This is a genomic window from Burkholderia sp. HI4860 (assembly GCF_002223045.2).
Lineage (GTDB): Bacteria > Pseudomonadota > Gammaproteobacteria > Burkholderiales > Burkholderiaceae > Burkholderia.
Genome location: NZ_NKFO02000003.1, coordinates 2,490,308 through 2,511,445, shown reverse-complemented (window position 1 = coordinate 2,511,445; position 21,138 = coordinate 2,490,308). Strand labels below are relative to the sequence as shown.

At 66.7% G+C, this 21,138-nt stretch carries 18 protein-coding genes; 8 read left to right on the top strand and 10 right to left on the bottom strand.

Annotated features, from left to right (window positions below):
* Nucleotides 1-8: 8 nt before the first annotated feature.
* Nucleotides 9-1,046: a hydrolase gene (locus CFB34_RS26940; protein WP_089440928.1), complete on the top strand. Its 1,038-nt coding sequence runs from the start codon at nt 9-11 to the stop codon at nt 1,044-1,046.
* Entirely contained in the window at nt 1,039-1,626 is a 588-nt protein-coding gene (locus tag CFB34_RS26935; RefSeq protein ID WP_089440929.1) for a DUF2946 family protein, read from the top strand. The genes CFB34_RS26940 and CFB34_RS26935 overlap by 8 nt, the downstream gene beginning before the upstream one ends.
* 45 nt (nt 1,627-1,671) lie before the next feature.
* On the opposite strand, the gene CFB34_RS26930 is transcribed toward CFB34_RS26935, so the two are convergent.
* Nucleotides 1,672-3,366 (bottom strand): M48 family metalloprotease, encoded by a 1,695-nt coding sequence (locus tag CFB34_RS26930; protein ID WP_089440930.1) that lies wholly within the window; start codon nt 3,364-3,366, stop codon nt 1,672-1,674.
* 270 nt (nt 3,367-3,636) lie between these two features.
* Here CFB34_RS26930 and moaC point away from each other — a divergent pair, with 270 nt between their 5' ends.
* The 4 genes from moaC to CFB34_RS26910 all read left to right on the top strand — a co-directional run bounded on the left by moaC (nt 3,637) and on the right by CFB34_RS26910 (nt 9,189).
* Nucleotides 3,637-4,125 carry a cyclic pyranopterin monophosphate synthase MoaC gene (moaC, locus tag CFB34_RS26925; RefSeq protein WP_089440931.1) on the top strand — a complete coding sequence of 163 codons (489 nt, stop codon included), beginning with the start codon at nt 3,637-3,639 and terminating at the stop codon, nt 4,123-4,125.
* A 214-nt stretch (nt 4,126-4,339) separates the two neighbouring features.
* On the top strand, nt 4,340-7,027 hold the full coding sequence (locus CFB34_RS26920) for a type VI secretion system tip protein VgrG (protein ID WP_089440932.1): 2,688 nt from the start codon (nt 4,340-4,342) through the stop codon (nt 7,025-7,027).
* Nucleotides 7,020-7,934 carry a hypothetical protein gene (locus tag CFB34_RS26915; protein ID WP_089440933.1) on the top strand — a complete coding sequence of 305 codons (915 nt, stop codon included), beginning with the start codon at nt 7,020-7,022 and terminating at the stop codon, nt 7,932-7,934. Before CFB34_RS26920 ends, CFB34_RS26915 begins: the two co-directional genes overlap by 8 nt.
* Before the next feature lie 79 nt (nt 7,935-8,013).
* Nucleotides 8,014-9,189, top strand: a complete 1,176-nt coding sequence (locus CFB34_RS26910) for a glycosyl hydrolase (protein WP_089440934.1) — start codon at nt 8,014-8,016, stop codon at nt 9,187-9,189.
* A gap of 131 nt (nt 9,190-9,320) precedes the next feature.
* Here the strand turns inward: CFB34_RS26910 and CFB34_RS26905 are convergent, their stop codons facing one another.
* From CFB34_RS26905 to recA, 9 genes are all read right to left on the bottom strand, one after another.
* A complete protein-coding gene (locus tag CFB34_RS26905) occupies nt 9,321-9,671 on the bottom strand; it encodes a TonB family protein (RefSeq protein WP_089440935.1) in 351 nt (116 codons plus the stop codon).
* 453 nt (nt 9,672-10,124) lie between these two features.
* A complete protein-coding gene (locus tag CFB34_RS26900) occupies nt 10,125-11,903 on the bottom strand; it encodes a Wzy polymerase domain-containing protein (protein ID WP_089441324.1) in 1,779 nt (592 codons plus the stop codon).
* A 154-nt stretch (nt 11,904-12,057) separates the two neighbouring features.
* Nucleotides 12,058-12,654 carry a pilin gene (locus tag CFB34_RS26895; RefSeq protein ID WP_089440936.1) on the bottom strand — a complete coding sequence of 199 codons (597 nt, stop codon included), beginning with the start codon at nt 12,652-12,654 and terminating at the stop codon, nt 12,058-12,060.
* A gap of 97 nt (nt 12,655-12,751) precedes the next feature.
* Nucleotides 12,752-13,456 carry a TerC family protein gene (locus CFB34_RS26890; protein WP_089440937.1) on the bottom strand — a complete coding sequence of 235 codons (705 nt, stop codon included), beginning with the start codon at nt 13,454-13,456 and terminating at the stop codon, nt 12,752-12,754.
* A 155-nt stretch (nt 13,457-13,611) separates the two neighbouring features.
* Nucleotides 13,612-14,493: a succinate--CoA ligase subunit alpha gene (gene sucD / locus CFB34_RS26885; protein ID WP_006477916.1), complete on the bottom strand. Its 882-nt coding sequence runs from the start codon at nt 14,491-14,493 to the stop codon at nt 13,612-13,614.
* A 69-nt stretch (nt 14,494-14,562) separates the two neighbouring features.
* On the bottom strand, nt 14,563-15,729 hold the full coding sequence (gene sucC / locus CFB34_RS26880) for an ADP-forming succinate--CoA ligase subunit beta (RefSeq protein WP_006477915.1): 1,167 nt from the start codon (nt 15,727-15,729) through the stop codon (nt 14,563-14,565).
* A gap of 68 nt (nt 15,730-15,797) precedes the next feature.
* Nucleotides 15,798-16,406, bottom strand: coding sequence for a DUF2889 domain-containing protein (locus CFB34_RS26875; RefSeq protein ID WP_089440938.1), 609 nt, complete (start codon nt 16,404-16,406; stop codon nt 15,798-15,800).
* Between the two features lie 146 nt (nt 16,407-16,552).
* Nucleotides 16,553-17,422, bottom strand: coding sequence for a recombination regulator RecX (gene recX, locus CFB34_RS26870; RefSeq protein ID WP_089440939.1), 870 nt, complete (start codon nt 17,420-17,422; stop codon nt 16,553-16,555).
* A complete protein-coding gene (gene recA / locus CFB34_RS26865) occupies nt 17,422-18,495 on the bottom strand; it encodes a recombinase RecA (protein ID WP_089440940.1) in 1,074 nt (357 codons plus the stop codon). The genes recX and recA overlap by 1 nt, the downstream gene beginning before the upstream one ends.
* A gap of 186 nt (nt 18,496-18,681) precedes the next feature.
* On the opposite strand from recA, the gene CFB34_RS26860 reads away from it, so the two are divergent.
* Nucleotides 18,682-19,410 carry a response regulator transcription factor gene (locus CFB34_RS26860; RefSeq protein ID WP_041492943.1) on the top strand — a complete coding sequence of 243 codons (729 nt, stop codon included), beginning with the start codon at nt 18,682-18,684 and terminating at the stop codon, nt 19,408-19,410.
* Between the two features lie 17 nt (nt 19,411-19,427).
* Nucleotides 19,428-20,984 (top strand): sensor histidine kinase, encoded by a 1,557-nt coding sequence (locus tag CFB34_RS26855; protein ID WP_089440941.1) that lies wholly within the window; start codon nt 19,428-19,430, stop codon nt 20,982-20,984.
* Nucleotides 20,985-21,138 lie beyond the last annotated feature (154 nt).

The window sequence follows — 21,138 nt, the reverse complement described above, 5'->3', positions numbered from 1 at the left end:
GGGCGATCATGAGTACGGCTTCTCCGCCCACCTCGCCGCTGACCGGGGCCCCGGCCCCCGACGACGACCTACTGCGCTATCGCGCACCACGCTGGCTGCCCAACAGCCATGCGCAAACCATCGTGCCCGCGCTGTTCGCGCGGCGTCCCGTCGTCGCTTACCGACGAGAGCGATGGGAAACCCCCGATCACGACTTCATCGATCTCGACTGGGTCGCGCATCTCGACAGCGCCGCGCCGCGGCCCGATGCGCCGCTGTTCGTGCTGTTCCACGGCCTCGAGGGCAGCTCCGGCTCGCACTACGCGCTCGCGATGATGGCCGCCGCGCGCGCGAAGGGCTGGCACGCCGTCGTGCCGCATTTCCGCAGTTGCAGCGGCGAGATCAACCGCCAGCCGCGCTTCTACCATCTCGCCGACAGCGCCGAGGTCGACTGGATCCTGCGCCGGCTTGCCGCGCAGCATCGCGGGCCGCTCGTCGCGGCCGGTGTGTCGCTCGGCGGCAATGTGCTGCTGCGCTGGCTCGGCGAGCATCGCAGCGACACGTCGATCGTGCGGGCGGCCGCTGCGATCTCGACGCCGATCGACGTGCACGCCGGCGGGCGCGCGCTGTCGCAAGGCTTTGCGATGGTCTACACGCGCAGCTTCCTGAAGACGCTCAAGCGCAAGGCACTCGCGAAGCTCGACCAGTACCCGGGGCTGTTCGACCGCGAAGCGATGCTGCAGGCCGTGACGATGCGTGACTTCGATGAGATCGTGACCGCGCCGCTGCACGGTTTCGCGAACGCGGACGACTACTGGACCAAAGCGACGACACGGCCGCTGCTGCCGGCGATCGACGTGCCGACGCTGATCCTCAACGCCCGCAACGACCCGTTCCTGCCTGAATCGGCGCTACCGGGCCCGGCCGACGTCTCGCCGGCCGTCGAGCTCGACCAGCCCGCGGCGGGCGGGCACGCGGGATTCATGACCGGGCCGTTTCCCGGCCGTCTCGACTGGCTGTCGGCGCGGGTGTTCGGCTATTGCTCCAAATTCGTCGACCATGGATGACATCGTCAGGCAGGCCCTCGCCAAGTGGCCGAACGTGCCGCACTGCACCGGCTGGCTGCTGCTCGACCGGCGCGGCGAATGGCGGCTGCGCGACGACGCGGCGCAGGCGGCGGGCGAACTCGGCTCGCCGATCCGGCATGCGGCGCTGAACGCGTTCATCGGCCGCAACTACGAATGCGATGCACAGGGCCAGTGGTTCTTCCAGAACGGGCCGCAGCGCGTGTACGTCGAGCTCGCCTATACGCCGTGGGTCGTCCGGCTCGCCGAGCGCGACGGGCAGCTCACGCTCACCGACCAGACCGGCATGCCGTTCGAACCGGACGAAGCCTGGCTCGACGACGCAGGCGGCGTGCTGTTTCGCGCGGCCGGCACGCCGCCGCGCATCGCGGCGCTGCACGATCACGATCTCGGGCTGTTCGCCGATCACGCCGATTTCGATGCCGCGCCGCCCGTGCTGCACTGGCGCGACGGCCGCACACTGCCGCTCGGCAGCATCGTCGGTGCGGACGTGCCGGCGCGGTTCGGCTACGTCGCCAGCCCGGCGCAACAGGCCCGCAATACGGCTGACGGCGGCAACTGACCCGCAGCGGTAGCGGCCGCGCCCGCGCTTCCCGCGTATCGGCCGCTACCCGCGGCCGTTCTTCTCGTCCTCGCGCTCTTCCTTGTAGCGCGCCTCGAATTCCAGCAGCCGCGCACCGATCATCGACTGCTCGTAGAACGACACGTCCTTCGCGTCGCGCGCTTCCTTCAGCTGGCGAATCGCCGACGGCCACGCGCCGTCGAGCGCGAGCTTCTCCGCGAGTGCGCGGCGCCGCGCCAGCAGGTCACCCTTGCCGTCGCTCGCCTTCGCGAGATAGTCCCACCAGTCCGGCTGCTCGGGGTCGGCCTTCGCCTGCGCGCGGGCCTGCGCCTGCGCTTCCGCGAAGCGGCGCGCGGCGATCAGCGCCTGAAGATGCGCGACGATCGCCGCGTGCGACGCCGGCCAGCGCCGCTGCGCGAGCGCCGCGAGCCGCACCGCCTCGTCGGCCCGGCCCGCGCGACGCGCGATGTCGGCGGCCAGCACGTCGAGACTCGGCGAGCTCGTCGCCGGATCGTCCTCGCGCCGCTCGCGCGCGTCGAACGCACTGCGTGCCGACGCGAGCGCCTTGCCGGCTGCGTCGTACTCGCCGAGCAGCGCATCCGCGAGTGCGATGCCGTACCAGTTCGCCGCGACGTTCGGCGCGGTGCGATCGTCGATCTCGACCTGCATCCGCCGCGCCTCGGCCGCGATGTCGGTCGGCGCGCGGTTCTGCAGGACGCGCAGCCGCGCGCGCACGAACCCGTATTCGGGCGACTGGCGCGGCTGCCGGTACGGCGCGCGGCGCGCGCGATCCTCCATGTCGGCGATCCTCTCGCCGGTCAGCGGGTGCGTGCGCGCGTACGCCGGCACGCCCGCATCGCCCATCGACGCGCGGTCGAGCCGCTCGAAGAAGCCCGGCATCCCGTACGGGTCATAGCCCGCGCCCGCGAGCAACTGGAAGCCGACGCGATCGGCCTCGCGCTCGGCCGAACGCGAGAAGCGCAACTGGTTGTCCACCGCATATGCCTGCCCGCCCACCGCGATCGCACTGCCGAGGTCGCCGCTTCTCGCGAGCACGCCGGCCAGCACGCCGAGCAGCATCGTCGCGAGCGCCGTATAGCCGGTCTTCTCGTTCGCACCGATCATCCGCGCGATGTGCCGCTGCAGCACGTGCCCCATCTCGTGGCCGACCACCGACGCGAGTTCCGACTCCGTCTGTGTCGTGACGACGAGGCCGCTGTTGATCCCGATGAAGCCGCCCGGCATCGAGAACGCGTTGATCTGCGGATCACGCACCGGGAACAGGTCGAAGTCCGGCGTGTAGCCGCCGATGAAGCGCGCGGCCGCTGCGGCCGCGAGCCGCGCCGCCATCGCGTTCAGGTAGTCGCGCACGAGCCAGTCGTCGAGATAGTCGGGATCGCGCCGCACTTCGCGCATCACGCGCTCGCCGAGCCGGCGCTCGGCCTGAGGCGTCAGCGAACCGCCGGAGCCGTCGCCCAGGTCGGGCAACTCCAGCGCGCGAAGCGGCGCGCGCAGGCTCGCGGCCGGCGCCGACGCGCCGCCCACGTCCGAAAACCGGCTCTCCGCGCCGCCGTAGGTACCGAACACGCCGGCCGCGATGCCGGACGGCACGGTGGAAATCGACCGCGCGCCGCCGGCCGCCGATTCGAGCGGCGGCGCGGACGCGCTCTGCGCATGGCCGCTCGGCGGCCATGCGAGCGCCACCGACAGCGACACGGCAAGCAACTGTTTGACACGCATGGCAGGATGAAAGCGACGCCGTCCCGCGCGCCCGGCGCGCATCGCGGCGTTTGGTCCGAATATTCGGGTCATTGTACCGGCGGCAGCGTGACTGTCCCGTGCGGCATCGGCGCCATCTGCACACCCGGCGCCGAGAATGCCACTGCTATGATAGGCGCCCGTTGAACCGTTGGATCGGATCGGGGCGCAGAGACGGGATGCGAGGCCCCGGCCAATCGCGATGCGCGATCGCGGTACGTGCTCGCGCCCGCCGTTCCACTAGAGGAAGACATGTCAGGACTCACCCATTTCGACGCCGCCGGCCATGCGCACATGGTCGACGTCGGCGGCAAGCAGGAAACCCAACGCATCGCGATCGCGCGCGGCACGATCCGGATGCTGCCGGCCACGTTCGCGCTGATCCGCGACGGCAAGGCCAAGAAAGGCGACGTGCTCGGCGTCGCGCGCATCGCGGCCATCCAGGGCGCCAAGCGCACGGCCGACCTGATCCCGCTGTGCCATCCGCTCGCGCTGACGCGCGTGGCCGTCGAGTTCGAACTCGACGACGCGTTGCTGGGCGTCCACTGCGTTGTGCAGGTCGAGACGTTCGGGCGCACCGGCGTCGAGATGGAAGCGCTGACCGCCGTGCAGGTCGGGCTGCTGACCGTCTACGACATGTGCAAGGCCGTCGATCGCGGGATGGTGATCACCGACGTGAGCGTGCGCGAGAAACGCGGCGGGAAGTCGGGGGACTGGAAGGCTGAGGAACCGGCGGGTTGAGCGGCCCTGCGGCGGTCGATCCGGCCAGAACCGCTAACGGCCTGCCATTGCCCGGCCTGATAACCTGCGCGCCTTGCCCGTCGGGCCGATGATCCGACCAAATTTGAAATGCCGTTGAAGGGCAAATTCGAGATATCCGTCGCTTATCTCATACAATTACCGGATTCCGCACGAGAGAGCGTGCGACCCAGTATCAAAAAAGCGAGCACGGGTGATGAATTCGCAAGCATTGAGAAGCGCACTGCTGGCCGGGCCGATCCAGGACGAGCGACTCGTCAAACTGGAGACGCCGCTCGGCCCCGACGTCCTGCTGCCCCACCGCGTCAAGGGGCGATCCCGGCTCGGGCGTCATTTCGAGTTTACGGTCGACGCCGTGTCGGTATCCGATGACATCGAACTCAAGAAGCTGATCGCACAGCCGGTGACGCTGCGGATCCAGCAGGCCGACAAGTCGTACGCGCCGCACCACGGGTACGTGCACGCTGCCCGCCGGCTCGGGTCGGACAGCGGGCTCACGCACTACCAGCTCGTCTTCGCATCGTTCCTGCACTTCCTGAAGTTCCGTCGCGACCAGCGCATCTGGCAGGACAAGTCCGCCGACGAGATCATCGCCGACGTCCTGAACCAGCATCAGCAGGCCAAGGGCTGTTTCGACTTCAGGCTTTACCAGCCGCTGCCGTCCCGTTCGTTCTGCATGCAATACGAGGACGACTGGAACTTCGTGCACCGCCTGATGGAATCGGAAGGCCTGTACGGTTTCTGGGAGCAGGCGCAGGACGGCAAGTCGCACAAGCTCGTCATCGTCGACCGGATCGACGCACTGCCCGCCCTGGCGCCGCAGACCCTGCGCTTTCATCACGCCGGCGCACACGACGAAGCCGACACGCTCGTCCAGTTCTCCGGCACGCGCACGCTGCGCAGCGTTGCGCGCACGACGCGCACGTTCGACTACAAGCAGCCGCCCACCGCATCGAATCCGAAGGCGACCCACCTGCCGACGATCGCGAACCAGGGCGACCTGCCGCAGCAACTCGAAATCTACGAATACACCGGGGCGTACACGTACCCCGAACAGTCTCGCGGCGACCATCTTTCCAAGATCTGGATGGAGGAACAGGAGTCGTTCGCGAAGCGTTTTCACGGTATCGGTGGCGTCCGGCGCATGGACGCGGGACGCACGTTCGAGTTGGCGGATCACCCCGAACACGACAAGGACGATGCCGGCCAGCGCCGCTTCGCGGTGATCGAAACGGCGTGGCTGATCGCGAACAACCTGCCCGTCTCTGATCGACAGGCCGGATTCCCGCACAGCCTGCAGGCCGAAATCGACGACCTCGTGCAGGCCGGCGGCGCCGACCTGCTGCATGTCCGGCATCCGGACGGCAGCGCGGGCGTTTTCCAGGTCAGCATCGAAGCGCAGCGCACCACGGTACCGTTCCGCAGCCCGTTCGAACACCCTAAACCGCCGATGCATCTGCAGTCAGCGATCGTCGTCGCGCCGCAAGGCGAGGAAGTCCATACCGACGCACTCAACCGGATCAAGGTCCGTTTCCACTGGGATCGCGTCAACGACGGCGACGAGAAGGCCTCGTGCTGGTTGCGCGCCGCGGCATCGGATTCGGGCAACGGCTATGGCGCCGTGCACCCCCATCGCAGCGGCGAGGAAGTGCTGGTCGATTTCCTCGGCGGCGACTGCGACCGTCCGATCGTCGTCGGGAAGCTGTACAACGGGGCAACGCGCCCGCAATGGCACAGCAACGGCATCCTGTCCGGGTACCGATCGAAGGAATACGCGGGCGCCGGTTACAACCAGCTGGTGCTCGACGACGCGACCGCGCAGAACCGCGTGCACCTGTACAGCAGCCAGGCCAACACGCACCTGCACCTCGGCTACCTGATCGACCACACGGGCAACAACCGCGGCAGCTACCTCGGCAGCGGGTTCGACCTGCGCTCCGACGCCTTCGGCGCGGTTCGGGCGAACCGCGGCCTGTACGTCACCACGCATCCGAAACAACCGGCAAGCCAGCCGCTCGACGTCCAGGAGACGCAACAGCAGCTCGTCACCGCGGAAAGCCTGATGGAAGCGATGTCGGGGGTCAGCGTGCAGCATCAGGGCGAGTCCCTCGACCCCGGTCATGCGGCGCTGAAGCAGTTCACCGATGCGACGCAGAACAGCATGAGCGGCAGCGCGTCGGGCGGGCGAACCGGCGGCGGCGGAACCGGCAGCGCCAATGCGTTCAAGGAACCCGTGATGCTGTTCGGCAGCCCGGCCGGCATCGCGCTGTCGACCCAGCAATCGGTGCAGTTCGCCGCGGACCAGCACGTCAACCTCGTCAGCGGACAGAGCACGCACGTCGCGGCCGGGAAGTCGCTGATCGCGAGCGTCCTCGACCGGATCAGCCTGTTCGCGCAGAACGCGGGGATGAAGCTGTTCGCCGGCAAGGGCAAGGTGGAGATCCAGGCGCACGCGGACAACATCGAGCTGACCGCGCAGAAGGCGCTGAAGCTGATCGCCGTCACGCAATCGATCGAAGGTGCCGCGGCGAAGGAAATCCTGCTGACGTCCGGCGGCGCCTATATCCGCATCGCGAACGGCAACATCGAGGTGCACGCGCCCGGCAAGATCGACATCAAGGGCGCGCAGCATGCGTTCAGCGGCCCCACCCACCTGTCGCAAACCATGCCGACGCTGCCGAACTCGAGCGGCAACTACGACCAGGCGTTCATCGCGCACTGGGCCGGAACCGACATTCCGGTCGCGAACACGCGATACCAGATGTTCTCGAACGGCACGCTGATCTCGGAAGGCGTCACCAACGCGGCAGGCGAGACGGGGCTCACGCAGAGCCACGTGCCGCATGACGTCGTCGTCAAGTTTCTAGGGAAATCGAATGGCTGACGGACAACAGAAGGACAACGTGCTAGGTACCGGCGCGGGGATGCTGACGCCGACCGGGTACAAGGATCGGCCGAAGGTGCAGATCAGCATCTGCGACAAGCATGTCACGCCGGCCGCCGATTCCATCATTGGCACTTGCCCGTTCTACTACCTTCCGCTTCACGGCGAGTACTGGGAAACGGTCGAGAAGGTCAGCATGTCGAGCGCATGGGAGACCGTCAAGAAATTTGCCACGTCATGGGATCCGTGGAAAGACAAGAAAGTCGTCCATGAACTGCTGCACCGGCGGGAGAACCTGCTCAAGCCGAAAAGCATCGATTCGGACTGGTCCCGCCACGGCAATTTCATGATGCGTCATATCGGGTGCGGGCATAAGCCGCCTGCTTACTATGTGAGCTACGGCTACTACTATTGCTCGGATTACGGCACCAATCTCTACCCCACCCTCACGGCAAAAGGAAAGAAATGGCTGGATAGCGCGCGGTGGTGGCTCCAGAAATACATCGAGATCGGGCTGTACCAGAACATGCAGGGAAACCAGATCGCAATCAAAAGCGCGAAACCAGGAAACGGCAAGCTCTCGATGCAGGTGAAGCGATACGAACTGGAACTGGACAAGGACGGAGAAACGTTCAAGACCTTCGCCTTCGTCACTCACCCATTGGCGTATCTGGACGGAGGGCTGGCCGGCCTGCCGGTCTCGGATCTAGTCAAGATCGGCAGGCGGCCGAACATCGAGGAATGGGGCGACGCGCGCACGCGCCAACAGGCATTGGACGCGGGCATCCCCGTCGCCAAGGCAAAAGCGCGCGAATGGAGCCAGGATGCGGTCGACAAGGCACGCGAGTGGGGCACGGATGCGGCCGATGAAGTCAACCGCGCGCTCGAACGTTTGCTGAAAAAGTGACATGCGAAAACACAAGCGCTGGAAATGGATCGCCGGTGGCCTCGTTGCCCTGGCCATTGCAACATACGGGTACTTAAACATGACGACAGGCTGGGAGACGATATCGACAAGCTTCATGCGGGACGACGCGCCATATGGTGGCGGCAACTTCCGCATCAAGGGCAATGAGGTGATGAGTGTCAAGCTCGCCAATCCCGAAGTGACGTTCAAGCCCCAGGCCGAATCGAACGAGCCGCAGCGGCCCGAGCCGACCGAAGCGTGGATGAACGACACCGGCGAGTTGCTGAACCGCATGACGATCAGCTTCTTCCGCGGCACCATCGACGGCGGGATGAAGCGCCAATTCCAGCAGGTCGGCCAGGATGCCGCCTGGTGGTACTCGCCCGACTGGACCGTTCAGTTCATCAGTACGTCATGGATGAACTACAAGGCTCCCGAGGCACAAGGCGGCGACGCGCCGCAAACCACCCGGCTGTGGAAATCGACCAATGGCGGCCGGACCTGGTCGCAACTGCCATGGCCTGCAAACCAGAACATCGGCCGCCTGCTCTTTCTCGATCCACAGCGCGGCTACGCGGCCGGCTGGGGGCCACGCGTATGGCGGACTTCGGACGGCGGAAACACGTGGCAGGCGATCGATGTGCCGGCCAATGCACACGTCGGCAGCGAGACGCGCCACGATTTCAATGCAATCAGCCTCGGCCCGGACGGTGTTCTGCGAATCGCCTACCATGTCGGACAGACTGCCGAAGCACCGGCTCACAGCGTAGTCGACCGGCTCGATTGGGGGCAGCACGCATTCGTGACGGATACCGTACTGCCGGGTCAGGTCATCACTGCGCTCGACACTACGCCGGAATCGGGATCACGTTATTCGGTGTACACGCTGTCGCATCTCGACGCGCCACAAAACGGCGAGGATCACGACAACGGCCGCCGGACAGGCGCCATTTCCACGTGGACGAACGACCATCCCGAGTCCGTGCAGCAACTGCGCACCTTCGACGAGAAGCTCACGCTCGACAGCATGAGCATCGGTCGAAACGGCCTCCTGCTCGTCTATGCAACCGATCCGAACTCCGGAAGCGGCGGTACCGGCGGCGGCGCACCGATCGACCTGACGTTCAGCAGCACCGACGCCGGCAAGTCATGGAATAAAACGACAGACAAGACCGCACAGGGCGGCTACTTCGACGCGCAGACCAACACGCTGTACTGGCTGCACGCCTATACGCTGAAGAAACGGACCTTCTGATCGCCCGCCAGCCGCCTCGGCGGCCGGCCCTCACCGAGGCTGCGCGATCGTCACGATCGCGAACCGCAGCGACCTGTCTCGCGCACGATGGCCTTGGCCGCACGCACTCCGCCGGCCACGGTGCCCACGCATCACTGGCCGCGCTGCGGCTCGAACACGAACGGTTGGGTCAGCAGGAACGGGTTCGCCGTCGCACCCGTCTGCACGCAGGTCGCGTGCGTCATCGCGTCGACAGCCGCACGGTCGGCCGCCGCATTGCGGCTGCTCGTCGTCACGGTGACGTTCTGCGCTTCGCCGGACGTCGTCATCAGCGCGCGCACGAGCACGGTCGCCGGGCGCGTGAGCGGCTTCGCGGTTTCCGGATAGACGGCGCGCGGAATATGGCACGTCAGCTTGCTTTCCTGCGACGACGTCAGCATCGCGCAGCCGGAAAACAGCATCGCGACGGCGGGCAGGATCAGGTAGGTCGAGCGAATAGCCATGGTCGAATATCGTTCTTCAGCACTGTTCCGAACGCACGCGCCGCGCACCGGAACACGTCGCCCGGCCGCACCGCATGCGTCACACTGCGCCGCGGCCATCGGACCGGCGCCCCGTTACGGCCGCACGGCCGATCGATGCTCGGCCGCGATCCTGCGTGGCGGACTTCCCGGGTGACCGGGATGTTGCCTGTGTTCGCGCTGCCCTCGCCTCACACGGATCGGCAAGCAAGCGCTTTCGCGCATTGTGCACGCGCGGCCCGGCGAGCGGCGGCGATTTGACAATGGTTGACGCGAATCGCCGGGCCTTCGGCCCGAATCCACGCGATCCGCGAGGTAATCGATGTGCGGCCGAAATCGCCGGGTTCGCGCCGGGCGCAATGCCCGACGCGCACCGCTGCTCCCGCACGGCGCGGCACATGCCGGAATTCCCCGTTCCGGCAGGCGCTGCGCGCATCAATCCGAATCGTCGTCGTCCTCGTCATCGGCCGCATCGGCCGGAACTTCGCCGTATTTCGCGACGACCGCCGCCTTGAACGGCTTCAGCGCCGGCTGCGCATCGCACAGCTTGTACAGCGCGGCTAGTTGCTGCGGCCAGTCCTTCAACTCCTTCGCAAACACGTGCAGGCGCGCGACGGTGTCGAGCGCGTCGGCCTCGCGGCCGGCCAGCGCCTGCAGCACCGCATAGCGGCGCAGCACCGTCTCCCCGGGCAGCAGCGCGATCGCGCGCTCATGGGCGGCAAGCTTGGCCGGCAGATCGTCCGCGGAAATCGGGAGGAGCGTGGCCGCACCGTATTCACCCCACGCGCCAAACAGCAGCGACGGCGCATCGCGGTACTGCGCAGCCGGATCGCTGCCGTAATACAGCACTTCCGCACGCTGGTAGTCGCGCAGCACCGGCACCGCTGCCAGCACACCGCCGACCGACAACACTGCGAACAGCCCGAATGCCGCACGCCCCGGCAGGATGCGCAGCGACTTCACCTCGAGCAGCCCGATCACGAACATGGCCGGCAACAGGAAGAACATGTACTGCTGCGGATACTCGACCAGCGCATGCATCAGCAGGATGCCGATCAGCGCGAAGCCGAACACGCGCATGCTCGACTGCGGCGCGCGCACCGCGCGCACGAACCACGTCACGAGCGCGACGACGAGCACGCCCAGGCCGACGAGGCCGGACTTCGCGAGCAGGTCGATGAAGATGTCGTGCGAGTTGTTCGCGATCTCGACGCCGCCGAGCGAGCGCACGAGCGCGAACTGGTGCGACGGGAATTCGCCCCAGCCGACACCGAGCAGCGGATGTTCGCGGAACATCGCGAGCCCGTACTTCCACAGCGCGAGGCGCGGCGCGATCTGTCCCGCGTCACGCATCCGGTCGGCCGCGGATTCCGCGAGACCCAGGTGGTAGTGGACGTTCGCCCAGCGCACCGCGACGTTCACCGCGATGAACGCCACCGCGAGCACGACCGGGATCGCCCACGCACGCGCATTGCCCGGCGCGCGGCGCGATTCGAGCCACGCCATCCAGAAGCCCGCGACGACCATCACCGCGACCTGCAGCCACGGCCCGCGCGACACCGTCAGCGCCAGACCGACGGACAGCACGATCGACAGCGCGAGCCACGCCCATACCGCGAGCCGACGCGTCTGCACGAGATACAGCGCGCCCGCGAGCGCGAATGCGATGTAGCTGGCCAGATGGTTCGCCTGCGCCATGTTGCCGTACGGACGGCGATCGACCGCGACGTTGTACACCACGACGAACGGCGACAGCGCCGACTCGAGGTGGAACAACTGCACGATCTGCGTTCCGACCGCGAACACGCCGCCGACGAGCAGCGCGCCGGCCATCATCCGCGACACGGCCTCGGCCAGCCCGTCGCGCGCGAGCGCATAGCCGGCCTGCATCGCGACCAGCGCGGCGGCGAGATAGCCGACCGCCAGCCAGTTCATCGACGGCACCTTGAGCGGGATCAGCGCGACCTGCGCGATGAGTACCACCGCGAACCCGAGCGGTGCGACGAACGCGGCCGGCGCCGCAAACGGCTCGGCCGGGCGGCCCGTGCGCGCGAGCAGCACGACGGACACCCCCACCAGCAGATACAGCACCAGCGCGGAAAACTCGGAATAGAAGGTCGGGATCGGATACGTGTGATTCGTGATCGCGTACGGCACGATCAGGGCGACAGCCAGCGCAACGAGCGGCAACGAACGGGAAAAAGTAGAAGGCATGAGCGAACCGGATGTCAGCAACCGGCGCACTATACAAAACTTTCCCTCCTCTGTGCGGGGCCTTCGCGCCGCGCCCCGACGCCGGGTGGCCGCCCCGGCCAGCTGACGAGGCGGCCGGCACGCTGCCCGCGCCGCCCGGCTCCCCCTACCGACACTAAGCGCGACACTCCGCCGGCGCATATTTCGCGGGCAGCGTCGCCGCGTCGCCCGGCAGCGGCCCGGCCCCCGGCGCGGGCAGCGATGACGCCCCCTTGCCGGCGGCGAAGCACTCCCACGCGATCGTGCCGGCCTGCATCGCGCCCTTTTTGAGCGGCACGCGCGCGGTGGGCGCGTCGGCCTTGTCGGGCGCGGACGGCACGAGCACCAGCGTATTGCTGCCGGCAGCGGCGACGCGCGTGGTGAACGCGACCGTGATCTGGCCGGTCTCGCCGTCGATCACAACCGATTCGACGTTGCGGGTGCCGGCCGGCGGGCTGTAGCCGCCGTCGAGGCTCGCGCCGCTTGCGGCGTTGTCGGCGACGGCGAGCCGCGCGGACGACGCAAGCGCGAGCCCTTCGCCGACGCGCGAGCGCGCAAGGTAATCCTGGTACGCGGGAATCGCATAGGCCGCGATCACACCGACGATCGCCAGCACGATCATCAGTTCGATCAGCGTGAAGCCGGCCGGCCGCCAGCGCGGCGACGGCCGGTTCGCGCGCCGCAGATCGGCGGCCACGCGACGGAACAGGGAAATGGAAAAGGCTTCGAACATGGCAGGCTCCGGAAACGAAAAACGCCTGCCGGTAAAGGCAGGCGTCTCGATCGTAGCCAGCGGGCCGTGAATCCGGCAGTCGGCCGGACGGCCAATGTCAGTGCGCGCGCGGTACGTCGCGGCGCTTCCTGAGCGTGTAACCGATCGCCACGACGAACAGCGCGCCCGCGATGCTCGCACCATAGAGGGCCTCCGGCGTATCGAGCACCGGCCAGCGGTCGCCCACCGGGTCATTCACGATCAGCCCGCCCGCGATCCAGCCGAGCAGGCCGGCGCCGAATGCCACGAAGATCGGGAAGCGGTCGAGCAGCTTCAGCACCAGCGTGCTGCCCCACACGATGATCGGCACGCTGACGACGAGCCCGAAGATCACGAGCGCGATCCGGTGCGACGGGTCGGCCTGTTCGGCCGCGCCCGCGATCGCGATCACGTTGTCGAGGCTCATCACCGCATCGGCAATCACGATCGTCTTCACGGCGTCCCACAGCCGGCTGGCCGGCTTGATGTCGTCGTGCGCGTCGCCGGCCGGCGCCATCAGCTTGATGCCGATCCACAGCAGCAGCAACCCGCCGCCGAGCTTCAGGAACGGCACGTCGAGCAGCGCGACCGCGAACGTGATCAGCGCGACACGCAGCAGGATCGCCCCCGCGGTGCCCCAGATGACGCCGCGCAACCGCTGGTTCGGCGGCAGGTTGCGACACGCGAGCGCGATCACGACCGCGTTGTCGCCGCCGAGCAGGATATCGATGATGATGATCTGGAGAACGGCGCCCCAGTGGAGCGACGTCAGGAATTCGAGCATGGCGTGACGGGCAGGACGGCGGCCGCCGGCGGGCGGCCCGGTTCATCGCCGGCACATGCGCGATGCATGCCCGGTGCTTACGAATTCATTGCGCGAGCATAACAAAAAACGCCGGCAAAGCCGGCGTTTTCTGCAGGACGAACCCAGGGGAAATATTACAGCGCCTTCTTCAGCAGACGGCCCATTTCCGACGGGTTGCGCGTCACGGTGATGCCGCACGCTTCCATGATTTCCAGCTTCGCTTCGGCCGTATCCGCACCGCCCGAGATCAGCGCGCCGGCGTGGCCCATGCGCTTGCCCGGAGGCGCCGTGACGCCAGCGATGAAGCCGACCACCGGCTTCTTCATGTTGTCCTTGATCCACTCTGCCGCATTGGCTTCGTCCGGACCACCGATTTCGCCGATCATCACGACTGCGTCCGTATCCGGATCGTCGTTGAACATCTTCATCACGTCGATGTGCTTCAGACCGTTGATCGGGTCGCCGCCGATACCGACTGCCGACGACTGGCCCAGGCCGAGTGCCGTCAGCTGGGCAACCGCTTCATACGTCAGCGTGCCCGAACGCGACACGACGCCGATGCGGCCCTTGCGGTGGATGTGACCCGGCATGATGCCGATCTTCAGTTCGTCCGGCGTGATCGTGCCCGGGCAGTTCGGCCCGAGCAGCAGCGTCTTGCGGCCTTCGCGACGCATGCGGTCCTTCACTTCGATCATGTCGCGCACGGGGATGCCTTCCGTGATGCAGATCGCGAGATCCAGGTCGGCTTCGACCGCTTCCCAGATCGCAGCGGCTGCGCCTGCCGGCGGAACGTAGATGACCGACACGGTCGCGCCGGTTTCGGCCTTCGCTTCCTTGACGCTCGCGTAGATCGGAATGCCTTCGAAATCTTCGCCGGCCTTCTTCGGGTTCACGCCCGCGACGAATGCTTCGCGGCCGTTTGCGTATTCACGGCAGGCGCGCGTATGGAACTGACCGGTTTTGCCGGTAATGCCCTGCGTGATGACCTTCGTGTCCTTGTTGATCAGAATCGACATGTATTTTGACCTCTGTTCGATTGGCGTCGCGTATGAACCGCGCCGCCATGCGTGTTCATTAGCGCGCGCTTACTTGCCTGCGGCTGCCGCGACGACCTTCTGCGCAGCTTCTTCCATGCTGTCCGCCGAGATGATCGGCAGGCCCGAATCGGCCAGCATCTTCTTGCCGAGGTCCTCGTTCGTGCCCTTCATGCGCACGACGAGCGGCACGTTCAGGTTCACCGCCTTCGAACCGGCGATCACGCCTTCCGCGATCACGTCGCAGCGCATGATGCCGCCGAAGATGTTCACGAGGATCGCCTTCAGATCCGGGTTCTTCAGCATCAGCTTGAACGCTTCCGTGACCTTCTCGGTGGTCGCGCCACCGCCGACGTCCAGGAAGTTCGCCGGTTCGCCGCCGAACAGCTTGATCGTGTCCATCGTCGCCATTGCCAGGCCTGCGCCGTTCACGAGACAGCCGATGTTGCCGTCGAGCGAGATGTACGCGAGGTCGAACTTCGACGCTTCGATCTCAGCCGGATCTTCTTCGTCCAGGTCGCGGTAAGCGACGATTTCCGGGTGGCGGAACAGCGCGTTCGAGTCGAAGTTGAACTTCGCGTCGAGTGCGGTGACCTTGCCGTCGCCGGAGACGTTCAGCGGGTTGATTTCAGCCAGCGATGCATCGGTTTCCCAGAATGCCTTGTACAGGCCTTGCAGGATCGCGCGTGCTTGCGGAATCGAAGCAGCCGGCACGCCGATCTTCGCGGCGAGGTCGTCGGCCTGCGCGTCGAGCAGGCCCGTCGACGGCTCGACGATGACCTTGTGGATCAGTTCCGGGTGCTTTTCGGCGACTTCTTCGATGTCCATGCCGCCTTCGCTCGAACCCATCAGCACGATCTTCTGCGAGATGCGGTCGACGACGAGGCTGACATACAGTTCCTGCTTGATGTCGGCGCCTTCTTCGATCATCAGACGGTTGACCTTCTGGCCTTCCGGGCCCGTCTGGTGCGTGACGAGCTGCATGCCGAGGATCTGGTTCGCGTATTCGCGGACCTGCTCGATCGACTTCGCCACCTTCACGCCGCCGCCCTTGCCACGGCCACCTGCGTGAATCTGAGCCTTCACGACCCATACCGGGCCGCCGAGCTCTTCTGCCACCTTGACGGCCTCGTCAACCGAGAACGCCGGCTTGCCGCGCGGTACCGCGACTCCGAATTTCCGCAGGATTTCCTTACCCTGGTACTCGTGAATCTTCATGCGTGATTCCCTTCAGTCTGAGAGTTGGATGAAAAGTCGCTTTAGACGCTTCTTCGAATGATTTCCGTTCATTCCTTCGTGCTGCCTTCACCGGGCACGTCCGGCCGGCTCGCGCCATACCAGCGCGGGTAGTACTGCCGCACGACCTCGCCGTCGAACCGCAACGCCCGGCAGCGGCCGAGCTGGAAAGGCGCTTCGTCGTGCACGCCGTCATGATCCGGCCCTTCGCCCCCCTCCTCGCGCACGTTCCACACGTCACCGGCGAACGCCTGGATCGCTGCCGTCGGCAGCACGGCGCACAATTCGGTGAGATGGGAGCAGCCTGCGACGCCGGCGAGCAGCCGGTTCGCGTTGCGGCGGAAATTGCGGAAGAGATTGAGCCCGATGAGGGCCCGATAGGCGGGAGCGGCGGATTGACAGTGACCGGGATAGGGAACCCATTCCGAAGACGCTTCGGCGTCGACGACATTGAGGTCACGATCGATAGTCACGCGCAGCCAGAGTTCGTGGATCGGCAGGCCCTGGGGCCGGATGCCCGACGCAAGCGCGACATCGCGCGGCTTGTGGTCGGTCAGGCAGGCTTCGATGTCCCACAAGCCGTCGCCGCGCTCGTAAGCTTCCGCTCGGATTGCGCGTTGATGTCGCAACTGACGGGGCACGGGCTCGGATAGCGGCATGCTGGAGGTTGAGGCCGAAGAGGAAAACCCGTGGATTTTAGCATATTGGGTATTTGAGACAGTTTGACGCAACGGCGGGTATTCCCGCCTGTCCAGAAGCGGTTGCGTTGCAGCAAAATCGCGCGCCACGCGCGCGATCGGCGCGGTCAGTCGTCGACCAGGAAATCGTCGCCGACCTTCAGCAACTTCACGATGGTCGCACTCGAGAAGCCGCGCGCGGCGAGAAAGCGCGCCTGCTTCGCACGCTCGGCCGGCGTTTGCGGCAGTGCACCGAATTTCTTGCGCCAGACCGCCTGCGCACGCGCCCATTCGGTCTCGCGGAGCTGCGCATTCACCTCTTCGACGAGCGTGTCGCCCACCGCATGTCGCTTCAGCTCGCTGACGATGCGTGCGACGCCGACACGCGACGCGCGACGATGCACGAGACTCTCGGCAAAGCGCGCATCGGACAGCCAGCCTTCCTGTTCCAGCGCATCGAGCACGGGGGCGACGGATTCGTCTTCGCCGACGTAGGGCGCGAGCTTGCGCGCCAGTTCCGTGCGACTGTATTCACGGCGGGATAGATAGCCGAGCGCGCGGCCCTTCAGCGATCGTTGAGGCTTCGACGACTTGCGCTCGGTCGCGCCCGGAGCGTCACCTGATGCAGTGCTGGAAGAAGCTCCCGACGCGCGACGTGTGCGGCGCGGATGCTGGCTGCTGCGCGTATAAACATCTTCCCTGGCCAGCGCCGATGCATCGGCTGCGCGATCACCCGGAAAGCTGACACCGGAAACACGACGGCGGGAGCGGTCGTGCGCGTCGAACGATTCATCGTCGTCGAACGGATCGTCCGGTGCGGCAATCTCAAACGAAACGAGGGCATCGTCGGATGCCCTCGTCGCGGTGCGGTTCGCGGCATCGCTGCCTGCGCCCCGCCGTTCGGCGCCCGAGGATTCGGTTCGCCGGCCGGAGCGACCCGCCGTTTCGGGCGCGTCGCTCTCCTCCGGCTCGCCAGCCTGACCTCGGCGCCCGACCATCACTCTTCTTCGTCCATCGCCTCGGCTTCGTCCTGGACTACACCGTCGGGCATGGTGACCACGCCAAGCGATTCGCGAATGCGGTTCTCGATCTCGCGTGCGATTTCCGGATTCTCGCGCAGGAATTCACGCGCGTTGTCCTTGCCCTGGCCGATCTTCTCGCCGTTGTAGCTGTACCAAGCGCCCGCCTTGTCGACGATCTTCGCCTGCACGCCGAGATCGATGATCTCGCCCTGACGCGAAATGCCTTCGCCATACAGGATGTCGAAGATCGCTTCGCGGAACGGCGGCGACACCTTGTTCTTGACGACCTTCACGCGGGTTTCGTTGCCGATCACCTCGTCGTTCTTCTTGATCGAGCCGATCCGGCGGATGTCGAGACGCACCGACGAGTAAAACTTCAGCGCGTTGCCGCCCGTCGTGGTTTCCGGGTTGCCGAACATCACGCCGATCTTCATCCGGATCTGGTTAATGAAGATCACCAGGCAGTTCGTGCGCTTGATCGTGCCGGTCAGCTTGCGCAGCGCCTGCGACATCAGGCGGGCCTGCAGACCCGGCAGCGAATCGCCCATCTCGCCTTCGATTTCGGCCTTCGGCACGAGCGCCGCGACCGAGTCGATGACGATCATGTCGATCGAGCCCGAGCGCACCAGTGCGTCGGTGATTTCAAGCGCCTGCTCGCCGGTGTCCGGCTGCGAGATCAGCAGCTCCGGCACGTTCACGCCGAGCTTCGCCGCATATTGAACGTCGAGCGCGTGCTCGGCGTCGATGAACGCCGCGGTGCCGCCCAGCTTCTGCAGTTCGGCAATGACCTGCAGCGTGAGCGTGGTTTTACCGGACGATTCCGGACCGTAGATCTCGACCACCCGGCCGCGCGGCAGGCCGCCGACGCCGAGCGCGATATCGAGACCGAGCGAGCCCGTGGACACGACCTGGATGTTCTCGGTCGCCTCGCCGTCGCCCATGCGCATGATCGAACCCTTGCCGAACTGCTTTTCGATCTGGGCAAGCGCGGCGGCCAGCGCCTTGCTCTTCTCGGCGGTCATCCCGGAGCCCTTCTTGCTATCTTCCATGAATCGTCCTTTGCTATGATGAGCAGCGTCTGTTAGAGGCGCGCCACTTTCAAGCGCTGCCCACGAATGCAGACACTGTATAAAAAAACAGTGTTTTGTGCAAGCCCGCAATGCAGAGCGTTGTACACGAATAACTTCGGAGACAGCCGGCCGGTGTGAACGCCCCGCCGGCCATCGGTCAGCACCATGCGAATTCTCATCGCGGAAGACGACAGCATACTCGCGGACGGCCTCACCCGGTCACTCCGCCAATCGGGCTATGCGGTCGACCACGTGAAGACCGGTGTCGACGCCGATACCGCGCTGTCGATGCAGACATTCGACCTGCTGATCCTCGATCTCGGGCTCCCCAAAATGCCCGGGCTCGACGTGCTCAAGCGCCTGCGCGCCCGCAATTCCAACCTCCCCGTGCTGATCCTGACGGCCGCCGACAGCGTCGACGAGCGCGTGAAGGGGCTCGACCTCGGCGCCGACGACTACATGGCCAAGCCGTTCGCGCTCAACGAGCTCGAGGCGCGTGTGCGCGCGCTGACCCGGCGCGGCGCGGGCGGCGGCCCGACCGTCGTGCGCCACGGCTCGCTCGCGTTCGACCAGGTCGGCCGGATCGCGTATGCGAACGATCACGTGCTCGACCTTTCCGCCCGCGAACTCGGCCTGCTCGAGGTGCTGCTGCAGCGGATCGGCCGGCTCGTGTCGAAGGAACAGCTCGTCGACCATCTCTGTGAATGGGGCGAGGAAGTCAGCAACAACGCGATCGAAGTCTACGTGCACCGGCTGCGCAAGAAGATCGAACCCAGCGGCGTACGGATCTCGACCGTGCGCGGCCTCGGCTATTGCCTCGAGAAGGTCGCGCCCGCCGCGCCGGCCGACACGGCAGCGCCCCAGCCCGCGGTGGCCGGCACGCCGTTGCGCTGAACCCGGGCGTCGCCGCGATGGCCACGCCGGCCCACCCCCGCCATCCGACCGGCGCGCCGTCGTCGGCCGCCGACGAGGCGCGCGACGCGCGCTACGAGAACCCGTTCGCGCCGCCTGACGAAACCGACACGCCCGAGGCGCCGCGCCCGCGCTCGCTGTTCGGCGAAATCCTCGACTGGATGCTCGCGCCGCTGCTGCTGCTGTGGCCGATGAGCATCGCCGTCACCTATCTGGTCGCGAAGACGATCGCGAACGGCCCGTTCGACCGCGCGCTCGAGACCAACGCCTATGTACTCGCGCGGCAGATCCATCCGGTGAACGGTGTCGCCGAGCTGACGCTGCCGGAGCAGACCCGCGACTTCCTGCGCGCGGACAACGTCGACAGCGTGTACTTCCAGGTGCTCGGCACACGCGGCGAGCTGGTTGCGGGTGAAGCCGACATGCCGCTGCCGCGCGACGAGGACCGCCCGCCGCCGGGCGTCGTCATGTTTCGCGACGACCTGCTGCGCGGCAACGACGTGCGCGTCGCATATACGACGGTCGCGCTGCCGCAAGCGGGCAGCCCGCAGCCCGTGCTCGTGCAGGTCGGCGAAACGCTGGACAAGCGCAACGCGCTCGCGAACGACATCATCAAGGGCGTGATCCTGCCGCAGTTCGTGATCCTGCCGCTCGCGATCCTGCTGGTCTGGTTCGGGCTGTCGCGCGGGCTCGCGCCGCTCAACGCGCTGCAGGCGCACATCCGCGCGCGGCGGCCCGACGACCTGTCGCCCGTCGAGGCGCAACGCGCGCCGCCCGAGATCGAGCCGCTCGTCACGTCGTTCAACGACCTGCTCGCGCGCCTCGAACAGAACATGGCGCTGCAGAAGCGCTTCATCGCCGACGCCGCCCATCAGATGAAGACGCCGCTCGCGGGCCTGCGCACGCAGGCCGAGTTCGCGCTGCGCCACCCCGTGCCGCCCGACGTGCAGCGCTCGCTCGAGCAGATCGCGACCAGCTCCGAGCAGGCCGCGCGGCTCGTCACGCAGTTGCTTGCGCTGGCGCGCGCCGAAAACCGCGCGAGCGGGCTGACGTTCGAGCCGGTCGAGATCGCCACGCTCGCGCGGCGCGCGGTGCGCGACTGGGTACAGGCCGCGCTCGCGAAACGGATGGATCTCGGCTACGAAGGCCCGCCGGATCCGCCCGACGACGCGGGGCTCGACGTCGACGGCAATCCGGTGATGCTGCGCGAGATGCTCGGCAACCTGATCGACAACGCGATCCGCTACACGCCGGACGGCGGCCGCATCACGGTGCGCGTGCGCGCCGAGCCCGCGGCGGGGCTCGTGCATCTCGAAGTCGAGGACACCGGGCCGGGCATCCCGGCCGCCGAACGCGAGCGCGTCGTCGAGCGCTTCTACCGGATCCTCGGCCGCGAAGGCGACGGCAGCGGCCTCGGGCTCGCGATCGTGCGCGAGATCGCCACGCAGCACGGCGGCACGCTGACGCTCGACGATCACGTCTACCAGCACGCACCGCGCCTCGCCGGCACACTCGTGCGCGTCAGCCTGCCGCTGGCCGAAGCCGCCCCGGATTAACCCTGACGGGCGCCGCCGCAGCACGCCACGATTGAGCCAAAACCGGCGATTTAGCAGAAAATCAAAGCACTTCACTGCACGATGGACGCATAAAACCACCGGTTCGGCGCGGGTTAACCTGCAGTCGTTTTGCACGCGCGAGTCAGTCGGCCGT

What these genes read in the sequence shown, in the direction of transcription:
- CFB34_RS26940 (WP_089440928.1), top strand. Translation starts at nt 9, where the DNA reads ATGAGTACGGCTTCTCCGCCCACCTCGCCGCTGACCGGGGCCCCGGCC.
- CFB34_RS26935 (WP_089440929.1), top strand. Translation starts at nt 1,039, where the DNA reads ATGGATGACATCGTCAGGCAGGCCCTCGCCAAGTGGCCGAACGTGCCG.
- CFB34_RS26930 (WP_089440930.1), bottom strand. Translation starts at nt 3,366, where the DNA reads ATGCGTGTCAAACAGTTGCTTGCCGTGTCGCTGTCGGTGGCGCTCGCA.
- moaC (WP_089440931.1), top strand. Translation starts at nt 3,637, where the DNA reads ATGTCAGGACTCACCCATTTCGACGCCGCCGGCCATGCGCACATGGTC.
- CFB34_RS26920 (WP_089440932.1), top strand. Translation starts at nt 4,340, where the DNA reads ATGAATTCGCAAGCATTGAGAAGCGCACTGCTGGCCGGGCCGATCCAG.
- CFB34_RS26915 (WP_089440933.1), top strand. Translation starts at nt 7,020, where the DNA reads ATGGCTGACGGACAACAGAAGGACAACGTGCTAGGTACCGGCGCGGGG.
- CFB34_RS26910 (WP_089440934.1), top strand. Translation starts at nt 8,014, where the DNA reads ATGACGACAGGCTGGGAGACGATATCGACAAGCTTCATGCGGGACGAC.
- CFB34_RS26905 (WP_089440935.1), bottom strand. Translation starts at nt 9,671, where the DNA reads ATGGCTATTCGCTCGACCTACCTGATCCTGCCCGCCGTCGCGATGCTG.
- CFB34_RS26900 (WP_089441324.1), bottom strand. Translation starts at nt 11,903, where the DNA reads ATGCCTTCTACTTTTTCCCGTTCGTTGCCGCTCGTTGCGCTGGCTGTC.
- CFB34_RS26895 (WP_089440936.1), bottom strand. Translation starts at nt 12,654, where the DNA reads ATGTTCGAAGCCTTTTCCATTTCCCTGTTCCGTCGCGTGGCCGCCGAT.
- CFB34_RS26890 (WP_089440937.1), bottom strand. Translation starts at nt 13,456, where the DNA reads ATGCTCGAATTCCTGACGTCGCTCCACTGGGGCGCCGTTCTCCAGATC.
- sucD (WP_006477916.1), bottom strand. Translation starts at nt 14,493, where the DNA reads ATGTCGATTCTGATCAACAAGGACACGAAGGTCATCACGCAGGGCATT.
- sucC (WP_006477915.1), bottom strand. Translation starts at nt 15,729, where the DNA reads ATGAAGATTCACGAGTACCAGGGTAAGGAAATCCTGCGGAAATTCGGA.
- CFB34_RS26875 (WP_089440938.1), bottom strand. Translation starts at nt 16,406, where the DNA reads ATGCCGCTATCCGAGCCCGTGCCCCGTCAGTTGCGACATCAACGCGCA.
- recX (WP_089440939.1), bottom strand. Translation starts at nt 17,422, where the DNA reads ATGGTCGGGCGCCGAGGTCAGGCTGGCGAGCCGGAGGAGAGCGACGCG.
- recA (WP_089440940.1), bottom strand. Translation starts at nt 18,495, where the DNA reads ATGGAAGATAGCAAGAAGGGCTCCGGGATGACCGCCGAGAAGAGCAAG.
- CFB34_RS26860 (WP_041492943.1), top strand. Translation starts at nt 18,682, where the DNA reads ATGCGAATTCTCATCGCGGAAGACGACAGCATACTCGCGGACGGCCTC.
- CFB34_RS26855 (WP_089440941.1), top strand. Translation starts at nt 19,428, where the DNA reads ATGGCCACGCCGGCCCACCCCCGCCATCCGACCGGCGCGCCGTCGTCG.